This is a genomic window from Acinetobacter sp. 1000160, from assembly GCF_000588715.1.
GTDB lineage: Bacteria > Pseudomonadota > Gammaproteobacteria > Pseudomonadales > Moraxellaceae > Acinetobacter > Acinetobacter courvalinii.
This window is the reverse complement of sequence record NZ_JFWP02000001.1, coordinates 1-12,104: the sequence shown is the minus strand read 5'-3', so window position 1 is coordinate 12,104 and position 12,104 is coordinate 1. Positions and strand designations below refer to the sequence as shown.

The 12,104-nt window shown below is 45.0% G+C and carries 8 protein-coding genes; 6 read left to right on the top strand and 2 right to left on the bottom strand.

Annotated features, from left to right (window positions below; genetic code table 11):
* Positions 1-132 precede the first annotated feature (132 nt).
* Positions 133-1,563, top strand: coding sequence for a pyridoxal phosphate-dependent aminotransferase (locus J699_RS18250; RefSeq protein WP_005229851.1), 1,431 nt, complete (start codon positions 133-135; stop codon positions 1,561-1,563).
* A gap of 41 nt (positions 1,564-1,604) precedes the next feature.
* Here the strand turns inward: J699_RS18250 and J699_RS18255 are convergent, their stop codons facing one another.
* Positions 1,605-2,507, bottom strand: coding sequence for a tetratricopeptide repeat protein (locus J699_RS18255; RefSeq protein WP_032882654.1), 903 nt, complete (start codon positions 2,505-2,507; stop codon positions 1,605-1,607).
* Between the two features lie 215 nt (positions 2,508-2,722).
* Between J699_RS18255 and dnaE the strand changes: the two genes are divergently transcribed.
* The 5 genes from dnaE (at position 2,723) to J699_RS18280 (ending at position 11,105) form a co-directional block, all read left to right on the top strand.
* Positions 2,723-6,286 (top strand): DNA polymerase III subunit alpha, encoded by a 3,564-nt coding sequence (gene dnaE, locus J699_RS18260; RefSeq protein ID WP_032868779.1) that lies wholly within the window; start codon positions 2,723-2,725, stop codon positions 6,284-6,286.
* A 13-nt stretch (positions 6,287-6,299) separates the two neighbouring features.
* On the top strand, positions 6,300-7,139 hold the full coding sequence (locus J699_RS18265) for an RNA methyltransferase (RefSeq protein WP_032882653.1): 840 nt from the start codon (positions 6,300-6,302) through the stop codon (positions 7,137-7,139).
* Positions 7,132-7,944, top strand: coding sequence for a serine O-acetyltransferase (cysE, locus tag J699_RS18270; protein WP_005229844.1), 813 nt, complete (start codon positions 7,132-7,134; stop codon positions 7,942-7,944). The genes J699_RS18265 and cysE overlap by 8 nt, the downstream gene beginning before the upstream one ends.
* Positions 7,945-8,056: 112 nt before the next feature.
* Positions 8,057-8,956, top strand: a complete 900-nt coding sequence (locus tag J699_RS18275) for an ABUW_2363 family tetratricopeptide repeat lipoprotein (RefSeq protein ID WP_005229843.1) — start codon at positions 8,057-8,059, stop codon at positions 8,954-8,956.
* Positions 8,957-9,080: 124 nt separating this feature from the next.
* Positions 9,081-11,105 (top strand): esterase/lipase family protein, encoded by a 2,025-nt coding sequence (locus J699_RS18280; protein ID WP_032868775.1) that lies wholly within the window; start codon positions 9,081-9,083, stop codon positions 11,103-11,105.
* 48 nt (positions 11,106-11,153) lie between these two features.
* Here the strand turns inward: J699_RS18280 and ahpF are convergent.
* On the bottom strand, positions 11,154-12,104 hold a 951-nt coding region (ahpF, locus tag J699_RS18285; RefSeq protein ID WP_032882651.1), incomplete at its 5' end, for an alkyl hydroperoxide reductase subunit F.

The window sequence follows — 12,104 nt, the reverse complement described above, 5'->3', positions numbered from 1 at the left end:
AAGCATCTAAACCTAGAAATAGCAAAAAGAAAGCAATTTAAATATTCAAAGTAAGCAAATTTTAACAATATTGTCTTTTGCGTGAGCAAATATAGTGATATTCTTGTTTCGCACGGTTGTATAGGACAAGAAATGTCTCAGAAGAAAAGTGTGGTGTTCCAGAACTTATTACCAACCATCAGACAATATCAACAATCGGGTTTTACCCATGAAAAGATTGTTGAATTGCTGAGAGATCAGCATGATCTCAATCTGGTCACAGTGGAAACCTTTAAAAGTTATTTATACCGATATGCAAAAGTGAATCCTGCTATGTCTAAAAGTACAGTTGTTCCCCAGTCTCATCCATCAAGCCGAGAAATTAAAAAATCATCTAAGCTTGAGCATGTTTGTTATGACATCCGAGGACCTGTACTACGAGCCGCCAATGAAATGGAGGAGCAAGGACACAAGATTATCAAACTGAATATCGGTAATCCTGCCCCATTTGGCTTTGAAGCCCCTCAAGAAATTATTAATGATGTCGCTTTAAACCTGCCGAATGCGATTGGCTACACCGATTCAAAGGGGATCTTCCCTGCACGTAAAGCCATCTGCCAATACTACCAGCAGAAAGGCATCTTCGATATGCATGTGAATGATGTCTATGTCGGCAACGGCGTGTCTGAACTGATCGTGATGGCCATGCAAGGTCTGCTGGATGATGGCGATGAAATGCTGGTGCCGATGCCCGACTATCCGTTATGGACAGCAGCGGTAAATCTTTCTGGCGGTACCGCAGTTCATTATAAATGTGATTCGGAGAACTACTGGTATCCAGATATCGCGGATATGGAAAGCAAAATTACGCCAAATACCCGTGGTATCGTGATTATCAACCCGAACAACCCGACCGGTTCAGTTTATCCACGCCATGTGTTAGAGCAAATTGTTGCATTGGCGAAAAAGCACGACCTGATTTTATTTGCTGACGAAATCTACGACAAAATCGTGTATGACGGCATTGAACATGTCGCTGTCGCAGCATTGGCGGGCGACCAGTTGTGTATTTCATTCAATGGCTTGTCCAAAGCCTACCGGATTGCCGGTTATCGCGCGGGCTGGATGGCAATTACAGGCAATAAAGCACGTGCTGCAGACTATATTGAAGGTCTGGATATGCTGGCTTCAATGCGCTTATGTGCCAACCACCAAGCGCAATATGCAATTCAAACAGCCTTAGGCGGTTATCAGTCGATTAATGACTTGATTCGCCCGGGTGGACGTTTATATGAACAGCGTAATATTGCCTGGGAAATGCTGAATGAAATTCCCGGCCTCAGCTGTGTGAAGCCTGATGGCGCAATGTACTGCTTCCCTAAACTTGATCCAGCGGTTTATCCAGTTGAAGATGACGAGAAACTGATGCTGGATCTGTTAAAAGCTGAAAAAGTATTATTGGTACAAGGCACCGGCTTTAACTGGCCAACACCAGACCACTTCCGTGTGGTGTTCCTGCCTGCAGAAAATGAGCTGCGTGAAGCAATCAATCGCCTCGGTCGCTTCCTGGCAAAAATGCGTTAATAAAAAAATCCCCCTCTCAGTAAAGGGGGATTTTTTTATATTTATTCCGATGCATTGTTCTCGCTTTGAGCTTCCCGCCATATTCTTTCATATTGTTGCGATTTTTTCAGGTTTTTGGCCAGACCGAAACCACCAGTTTTATATAGACGCGCAAGTCCCTGCCAGCCCTCTTCATTATCCTGCTCTAAGGCACGTTCATAAAACTCGGCTGCCTTTTTATAGTTTTTAATGGTTCCTTCACCATACTCATGCATCAGTCCTGCACTAAAAGAAGCAAGACCAGATGCCTCAGAAGCCAAGCTAAATAACCGCAAAGCCTCTTTATTATCTTTCTCGACGCCTCCAGTCCCTTCAATATAAAAAAAGGCCAAGGCATTCATTGCCGTAGCGTCACCTTGCTGAGCAGCCAACTGTAAATAGTGTCTTGCCTTTCCAAGATCTTGCGGCAGACCTTTCAGCCCTGCCTCATACATACGTCCTAACGTCGTCTGAGCCACATCAAATCCGGCATCTGCAGCTCGCGTAATCCATTCCACGCCCTTTTTAAGGTTGGTTACCACCCCGTCTTCATCAGAAAGATAAAGATAACCCAAACTATATTGTGCTCGTAATTGCCCTTTTTCTGCAGCTTGGGCATACCATTTCATGGCAGTCAGGTTATCTTCTTCAATACCCTCTCCCAGATCATACATATAACCGACCTGGTACATTGCATCCGCATTTCCTTGTGCGGCAGCTCTTTTAAACCACGTCAAGGCTTCATCATAATTCCATTCTACGCCTTCAGCAAAATAGTAGGCTTTAGCCAGCTCATATTGCGCATTTATATCACCAGACTGAGCCTGTACCATTAAAGCTTGTCGGTCTGGCGCGTCATCGGCATAAGATAAATTTACCCAACTGCTGGTCAACAATATTGCAAGCACAATATTTTTAAATTTCATTATCTAACTCATATTGCTATATTTTTATGCGATCACATTCTAGCGATAAAACCAATGATGTAAATCGATATTGATATATGTAAGGAAATCAAAAACTAATTTTTATCTTTTCAGCGAAATAACAAAGCAAAGATACGGTTTGCCAAAATATTAAGCATGCCATTTTCGGTTTGCATGCTAAACTATGCGTTGGTTTGAAAAAGGATAGTCCTTCTATGCGGTTTGTTCATCTCGGTATCCATACAGAATTCTCGATCACGGAATCGATTGTTCGCATACCTGATTTGGTCAAGGCTGCCGTAAAAGATGAGATGCCTGCGCTGGCACTCACAGACTTATCCAACCTGCATGCCGCAGTAAAATTTTATGAAGCCTGCCTAAAAAAAGGCATTAAACCGGTTTTAGGCAGTGTCATTCGCCTCAACGATGCCGAACATCGTGCCACCCTGCTGGCCATGAGCAATACCGGCTGGCGTAACCTGACTGAAATCGTGTCTCGCGGTTTTATCGAAGGCCAACAGTTAAGTATTCCATGCGTACAAAAAGAGTGGATACTTGAACAGGCTGAAGACCTGATTGTCATGTTGGGTCAACATAGCGATGTGGGCAAAATGCTCTGCTCTTCCAATCCACAAAAAGCTGAACCTTTACTGGAAGCATGGATTGAGAAATTTGGTAATCGCGTTTATCTGGCCTTAACCCGTACTGAACGTGTCGGTGAAGAAGATTTTATTCAGCAAGCGGTAAAACTAGCCGCCAAATATCAGATTGGTGTTGTTGCCCATAATGATGTTCACTTTGTTGAGCAAATAGATTTTGACGCGCATGAAGCGCGTGTCTGTATTGCGGACGGTTATGTCCTTGGCGATGCTAAACGCCCCAAAAACTATAGCCCTGAACAATATTTTAAAACGGGCGAACAAATGTCTGAGCTGTTTTCAGACATTCCGAGTGCGATTGAAAATACTTACCATATTGCAAAACGTTGTAATGTCGCTTTACAGCTCGGGACTTATTTCTTACCTGATTTCCCGATTCCAGATGGCTATACCATCGACACCTATTTCGAGCATTTGTCTCGTGAAGGTTTAGAAGAACGTTTAAATGTACTTTATCCAGTTGCTGAACGTGACGAAGACTGGGCTGAGATTCGCAAACCGTATGATGAGCGAATCAAATATGAAGTCGACATTATTCTCAAGATGGGATTCCCGGGTTACTTCCTGATCGTCATGGACTTCATTCAATGGGCCAAAAATAATGGCGTGCCTGTTGGTCCGGGCCGTGGTTCAGGTGCAGGCTCACTAGTTGCGTATAGCTTAAAAATTACCGATCTTGACCCACTCCGTTATGACCTGCTGTTTGAACGTTTCTTAAATCCGGAACGTGTCTCGATGCCCGACTTTGACGTCGATTTCTGTATTGCAGGCCGTGACCGTGTAATTGAATACGTGGCACAAAATTATGGTCGTCAAGCGGTTTCACAGATTGCCACCTTCGGTACCATGGCGGCAAAAGGTGCGATCCGGGATGTGGCCCGTGTCTTGGGTAAATCTTATGGTCTGGCTGACCGTATTTCCAAAATGGTACCGACCAAGCCACTGGGTGTTGATCTGGCCACTGCGATTGATATGGAACCGCAGCTCAAGGATATCGTCACCAACCCGTCCAATCCGGACAACGATGATGCTGCCGAAATCTGGGAAATGGCACTCAAGCTGGAAGGGATTACACGTAATACCGGTAAACATGCCGGCGGTGTGGTCATTGCACCGGGTAAAATTACCGATTACTCGGCAGTGTTGTGTGATCCTGATGGGACCAACCGTGTTGCACAATATGATAAGGACGATGTTGAAGCCGCAGGTCTGGTTAAGTTCGACTTTTTGGGCTTACGTAACCTGACGGTCATTGAAGATGCCGTTCAGAATATCAATAAACGGATCAAATCCGAGATCCCCCTAAACATTTCCAATGTCCCTTTAGACGATAAAGATGCTTATCTGGTGTTTGCTGAAGCAAATACGACTGCGGTATTCCAGTTTGAATCCGTCGGCATGAAAAAGATGTTGAAGGAAGCACGACCAAGCAAATTTGAAGAAATTATTGCCTTCGTTTCCTTGTATCGTCCGGGTCCGATGGACCTGATTCCCGACTTTATCCATCGTATGCATGGTGGGGAATTTGAGTATCTTCATCCACTACTTGAAGGCGTGCTAGAACCGACCTACGGGATTATGGTTTATCAGGAACAGGTAATGCAGGCTGCACAGTTCTGTGCAGGCTATACCCTTGGTGGCGCAGACTTACTTCGTCGTGCCATGGGTAAAAAGAAACCTGAAGAAATGGTTAAACAGCGCCAGATCTTTATTGAAGGTGCTGCGAAAAAGGATATTGATGAAGCCACCGCCAACCATATCTTTGACTATATGGAAAAGTTCGCAGGCTATGGTTTTAACAAATCGCATGCCGCAGCCTATGCCCTGGTTGCCTATCACACCGCTTGGTTAAAAGCCCATTATCCTGCTGAATTTATGGCGGCGGTTTTATCTTCGGAAATGCAGAACACCGACAGTATCGTGTTCCTGATTGATGACTGCCGTAATAACAAACTGGAAGTACTGCCACCTTCAGTGAATATGTCTTTGTATCATTTCCATGCCAGCGATGAAGCCACCATTGTCTATGGTTTAGGTGCCATTAAAGGTGTCGGTGAGCAGGCCATGCAATCGGTCATCGACTCACGCATCAATGAAGGTCCGTATAAGGACTTATTCGACTTCTGTCATCGTATTGATTTGAAAAAGATCAATAAACGGACCTTGGAAGCTCTGATTCGTGCGGGTGCGCTGGATTGTCTCGGCATTGAACGTTCCAGCTTGATGGCACAATTGCCAGAAGCCGTGCAAGCCGCCGAGCAAGCGCGTAGTAACCGTGAAACAGGGATTATGGACCTGTTTGGTGAAGTCGAAGAAGTTCAACGCAAACCCGCTAAACCAGTAAAACCCTGGTCAGATGAAGTTCGTCTTAAAGGTGAAAAAGATACGCTTGGACTTTATCTCACAGGTCATCCGATTGATGTCTATCGCCCGGAATTGAAATCATTTATTTCTGCAAAACTGAATGAACTGACCCCGACCCGTCGCGGTGTGACCACTGTTTTTGCAGGTTTAGTGGTTGATATTGCCAACTTCCCGAACCGGATTATGATCACACTGGATGATGGTACAGCCCGTGTCGAAATCAGTTGTAACCACGAGCGTTTCCAGCGCTATAAAGAGGTGGTGCGCTTAGAACAAGTGGTGGTGATTGAAGGTGAAATCTACGAACGTGAAGGTTTTGACCGTCCAATGGCACGCTTAAGTAAGGCATTCAGTTTGAATGAAATTCGCCAAAAACGTGCCCAAAGCATTCAGATTCGACTGGCTCAAGAGCTGATGAGCAAAACGCTGGCGAAAGACTTGCAGGCCATTCTTCTCCCTTATTGTAATGTGGATATGTGCCAGCATATCGGACTGCACATCCAGCTGGACCAGAGTTTTGCAACTGCCGAGCTACAACTTGGCCCACAATGGAAAGTTGCACCACTGGATGAGCTGCTCAGCAAGTTGCGGGATTATTTTGGCAAAGAAGCCATTGCGATCGAATATCAGGTGAAATCTAAAGCGGCCAGAGTGGCTGAAGCGCCTAAAGTGGCAAACATCGCACCGCCGCCGGATAATATGTCAATGGATGAAGCGCTTGATCTCTATCAGGCAGAAGTCTCTCAATACTCTTAATTCTGGATAATATATGAACCAGTTTGACTCAAATAACGTGTCCAAACATTTGGATCATGTCCGTATTGTCATGGTCAATACCCCCCTCCCCGCCAATATTGGTAGTGCATTACGTGCAATGAAAACCATGGGCTTATCCAAGCTGGTACTGGTTGCACCGAAAACCTATCCACATCCCGATATTGATGCTTTGGCAGCGGGTGCACAGGATTTGATTGCACAAATTGAAATTGTTGAGACTTTAGAACAGGCCATTCAGGATTGTCATATTGTCTTCGGCACCAGTGCCCGTAGTCGTACTATTCCATGGCCATTGCTTGATGTTCGGCCTGCGGCAAAAGAAGCCTTACAAGCGGCTAGCAAAGCACAGCATATTGCCATCGTGTTTGGTCGTGAAGATCGGGGACTGACCAACGAAGAACTGGCCTTGGCCAATTACCACTTAACCATTCCGGTCAATCCTGAGTATGGGGTGCTGAATGTGGCACAAGCCATTCAGGTGGTCTGTTATGAATTGAGAATGGCTGCGCTTGAACAAAATACCCAGACTGAAGATACGCCAAGCGATCACATGCAACTGAAACAACAGCAAAGCATGGAATGGGATGAACCGCTGGTGACACAGCAACAGATGGAAGAATTCTATCCTCATCTGGAAAAAATGCTGACTGAAATCGAGTTTTTGGACCCGAATAATCCGCGTTTATTGCCATTACGCTTGCGTCGTTTATTTGGCAGGATACAATTAGATCGTATGGAGTATCATTTATTACGCGGCATCTTCAGTCGCGTTCAGGCATTGGCCAATGGTTCATGGAAAAAGACAAACACGGAGGATCGTTCAAATGATTAAACAGCTTAAAGAAGATATCGAGGCTGTGTTTGCGCGTGATCCTGCGGCTCGAAACACGCTGGAAGTGCTAACCACCTATCCGGGTATCCATGCGCTGATCATGCATCGTATGGCACATGAATTGTGGAAAAAAGAATATAAGGGTACGGCTCGCCTGCTTTCTTCATTTAGCCGCTTTGCCACAGGGATTGAAATTCATCCGGGTGCAAAAATTGGCAAACGTTTCTTTATCGATCACGGCATGGGCGTGGTGATTGGTGAAACCGCTGAAATTGGTAATGATGTCACGCTTTATCATGGTGTGACCTTAGGCGGCACCACCTGGAATAAAGGCAAACGCCATCCGACGCTGGAAGATGGTGTGGTGGTAGGTGCTGGCGCAAAAATTCTGGGGCCGTTTACCGTGCATAAAGGTGCCAAAGTCGGTTCAAATGCTGTCGTAACGAAGGAAGTGCCTGAAAATGTGACTGCGGTTGGTAACCCTGCCCGATATATCTTTAAAGATAAAAGTCAGGTTGAACAGGATGAAGTCAGTCGCCGTGACTATGCTGAAAGTATTGGCTTCCAGCCTTATGCCACCACTCAGGATCAGTCTGATCCTATTTTAGAAGGTATTCGTGTCCTTCTGGACCGTATGCAAAAAAATGAAAAGCGGATGAATGTGCTGTGTCAGCGCCTGTCGGAACTGGATCCGAGTTTCGCTCCGCAAAGTTCTAAAAATCAACCATTGAGTAAAGAAGAACTGAAAATTATTGAAGAAGTTAGACGTGAGTGCGAAGCACAGAACAAAACTTCGGCAACATAAGCAGATATATAAGAAATGTAACAAGCTTATCATTGCAAGTTGGTTTTGCTTTTCCTAGACTGGTGAAACCAACGATCTACTTCTCATTTAACTAAAATTAATGGATGTAAGCATGAATTTTAAGCCTTTGGCATTACTTGTACTTTCAACTTCTTTTTTAACCGCTTGTGGCGTCGCCCCTGTCAAAAAAGATAAAGCTTCTGAGCCATTTGTATTCAAAGAGCCAGAACCAACCGCACCGTTCTATGCTTTAAATCCAATCAAATATGATGCGCCGCCAAGCTTTGAAGTTGCACTTAAAGATGCTGCAGCCCAACCTGTGACTAAAATGGTGGTGTCATTACAGAATGACCCGTCAAAAACAACCACATTAGATATCAATAAACTGATCGTTCCGACCATCGACAGCAAACAACGTAATGTTAAATATGCGGTTCTTGCTGGTGAAAACGAAGTCGACGTGACCGAGATTGATGACTTCTTACAACTGGTTGAAGGTAAAGCGCGTCACTATCCACCTCGCTTCCCTGACCGTCAAGAACGCAAGGGCTATGAAGCCAAGTTAAAAGAAACCACGCAAAAACTGGATGCTTTGGCAGAAAAACCAAATGCGTCTATTGATGTTCTGACACGTGCCTTTAAAGCAAGTGTAATGGCACGTAATATGGATTTGGGTACCGCTTATACCACTAAATCATTGAACTATGCGCAACGTATTCTGGCAATGAACCCGAATGATGCTGAAACAAACTTCTGGTTCGGTTTTGGCCTGTCTGAAGGTGGCGGTCAACGTGAAGCGATTCCTTATTTAGATAAGGCGATGAAAGGTGGTGTTCAGGAAGCTTATCTTTCTGCTGCCAACAATTATCTCTGGTTAGAGCAAAAGAAAAATGCGCTTCAAACCTTAAAGAACTACAAAATCAATTACCCAGATGAGGCTGAAGTCACTGATCGTCTGATCAAGGAAGTTGAATCTGGAAAACGCTGGAATGTGTGGCAAGTATTGAACTAATTACTCGCCCATGCTGTAGTGAAAAATAGACTGTCGTGTACAGTCTATTTTTTTATGGATGATTGAAAAAACATTCGATTTTCGTATTATAGCTACCATCTCCCAGCCAACTTGCTGATTTATAATGCTAGCATTTACCCCGAATCAACGTTTATTTGCGATTAGCCTACTCAGTGCGATGGTAATGAGTGGCTGCCAAGTTGTCAGTCTGAAACAGCAAGACCTGAATGTCACGATTGCGAACGAGCGTAATAGTATTCTGACTCAGAAGAAATTGAGCGAAGCCAGTCTCAATGTGTTGTCAATGTCAGGCAAAGAAGCAAAAGTCTGCATGCAGACACCAGATGAATGTATTGCAGATCTGCATAAAATTCCGCAGATTCAGGATGAGCAGCTGTTATCAACTTCCAGTGAATTATACCTTTCCAAAGCTATGAGTCTGTCTGACTCGTCTGAATGTAAAGTCAGCAAGCTCAGCAAACATAAGGGCGAAGAACAACAAAAAACAATTCAGAAAACCTATGAACAGTGTCTGGATCAAGAGCTTGAAGCCCTCGATAAGAGCATTCGTTATAGTTATGCTTATTTATTTAAAACCGCTCGTCAGCCGCAAGAGCGTATTTTCGATAACAGACAAGTTCAGATCCGGGATTTCTATAATCAGGCCTTGACCAAACTGGTCAATGTCCATAGCTTAAGAAATCCGGCTAAAACCATTACCCCGACCATTAAAATTGGTAAAAGTATCTATACCATTGATATCCAGTCTTATCAGCGCTTGCAAAACATGCAGCTTGAAAAGTTTATTTCCAGCTATAACATGAACTTTTCCGGCTTAAGAGCGATTAACCGTCGGGATGGTTTCGGCTCGGATTTCGTTGCGGTATTCCCTTCCTCAGAGAATACTGCCCACGGAGACAATAAATATATTCTTGATCCGTTAAGCTTTGACTACCCCAATGGTGTTAACCCGAACATTCATAAAGCCCGTTATCTGGCTGCGACCATTATTGCTCAACCCAAGAATGCGGCTGCAACGATCAATGATGTTTTAAATAATCCAAACTTTGAAGTCAAAGTTTATGATCCCTATAGTGTCGAGAAAGTAAGTATTGCTGGAAAAGAATATTCACTGGCAGCCAATTTCTCTGCACCTTATGGGCTTTGGCTGGCTGAAAATAACTTAGGCACTGCTGCCTACCTGACCCTGATTGACCGCGATCAGCATCTGACCATGCCGCATCTCTACATGCTTGAACCTTATAATCCAAATAAGAAAGTGATTGTACTGGTGCATGGTCTGGCCAGTAGTCCTGAAGCCTGGATTGCAGTGACTAACGATATTATGGGCGACCCTGTATTACGTGAGCATTATCAGGTCTGGCAAGTGTTCTACTCCACCAATATGCCGATTCTGGAAAGCCGTTTTCAAATCTATGCCCTGTTAAAGCAAGCCTTTGCTTCACTGAACCCGAAAGATGCAGCTGCACAGGATGCAGTTTTAATCGGTCATAGTATGGGTGGGATTATCAGTCGGCTTTTAGTGAGCAATGCGGATATTTCCAAAGAGGCTCTGACCATGATGAATAGCCGCCAGCAGGCACGTTTGCGCAAACATCCGGTGATTGGCGAGCGACTGAAAATGGAACCGATTGCCAATTTTGATCGTGCCATTTTCCTGGCCTCCCCGCATCGCGGTACAGATTATGCCGATCGCTGGTTTACCTTGGCAGCCCGAAAGATTATCAAGCTCCCTGCGACGTTCTTGACCACTTTGGCGGATACACTTACCAGCGATGACATGGACCTTAAGGAGTTTGTCAAAACCCTGACCAATGACGTGATCCAGAATGGCCCAAGTGATCTGAGTAAAAAATCCAAATTTATGGAATTAACGGCCACCATTCCGCCAGAAAAAGGGCTGGTTTTCCATTCCATTATGGGAAATGTCACCAAAAGCAATGATCCAGAGCTTATCACCGATGGCATTGTGCCTTATAAAAGTGCCCATCTGGATGGTGCGGTATCGGAAAAGATCTTCACCGGTGGCCACTCCATTCAGGAAACACCTGAAGCCGTACTGGAACTTCGCCGTATTTTACGTGAACATCTGGTCGATCATGGCTTATATAAACCGACTAAAAACTAAACCCAATAAAAAAGCCCCAAACCATTGGGGCTTTTTTTGCCAGATTATTTAGACGCCTGAACGGATCATGTAATCAAAGGCAGACAGTGAGGCTTTGGCACCTTCACCGGTAGCAATGATAATTTGCTTGTACGGCACAGTGGTACAGTCACCTGCGGCAAATACACCCTTGACACTGGTTTCGTTACGGTCGTTGATCACGATCTCGCCACGGTTGCTCAACTCAACCGCACTGTTCTTCAGGAAATCAGTGTTTGGCAATAAGCCGATCTGTACAAAGATCCCTGCCAGCTCAACCGTATGCTCAATATCAGTCGCACGGTCTTTATATTTCAATGCCGTCACCTGAGCACCATCACCGACCACTTCGGTACTCAATGCATTCATGATCACGGTGGTATTTGGCAAGCTGTTTAACTTGTCTTGCAACACTTGGTCGGCACGAAGTTTGGTATCGAATTCAACCAGTGTGACATGTTCAACAATACCGGCAAGGTCAATCGCTGCTTCTACACCCGAGTTACCGCCACCAATCACCGCAACACGTTTGCCTTTGAATAATGGGCCATCACAGTGCGGGCAGTAAGCCACACCACGGGTACGGTATTCTGCTTCACCCGGCACATTCATCTCTCTCCAGCGTGCACCGGTGGAAAGAATGATGGTTTTCGATTCCAGCTTGGCACCATTTTCCAGTTCAACTTCAACCAAACCGTTGGCCGTTTGATCTGCACCTGTGATCTTGCTGACACGTTGCAGGTTCATGATATCCACACCGTATTCACGGACATGTGCTTCCATATCCTGAGCAAACTTCGGACCAACGGTTTTCTGCACCGTGGTGAAGTTTTCAATGTCCATGGTATCCATCACCTGACCGCCAAAGCGTTCAGCCACGATACCGGTCTTGATGCCTTTACGTGCTGCATAGATTGCCGCAGTACCACCGGCAGGACCACCACCAATCACCAACACATCAAATGCATCTTTGGCATTGAT

Coding starts and splice junctions, on each gene's coding strand:
- J699_RS18275 (WP_005229843.1), top strand. CDS start 8,057: ATGAATTTTAAGCCTTTGGCATTACTTGTACTTTCAACTTCTTTTTTA.
- J699_RS18255 (WP_032882654.1), bottom strand. CDS start 2,507: ATGAAATTTAAAAATATTGTGCTTGCAATATTGTTGACCAGCAGTTGG.
- cysE (WP_005229844.1), top strand. CDS start 7,132: ATGATTAAACAGCTTAAAGAAGATATCGAGGCTGTGTTTGCGCGTGAT.
- J699_RS18280 (WP_032868775.1), top strand. CDS start 9,081: ATGCTAGCATTTACCCCGAATCAACGTTTATTTGCGATTAGCCTACTC.
- dnaE (WP_032868779.1), top strand. CDS start 2,723: ATGCGGTTTGTTCATCTCGGTATCCATACAGAATTCTCGATCACGGAA.
- J699_RS18250 (WP_005229851.1), top strand. CDS start 133: ATGTCTCAGAAGAAAAGTGTGGTGTTCCAGAACTTATTACCAACCATC.
- J699_RS18265 (WP_032882653.1), top strand. CDS start 6,300: ATGAACCAGTTTGACTCAAATAACGTGTCCAAACATTTGGATCATGTC.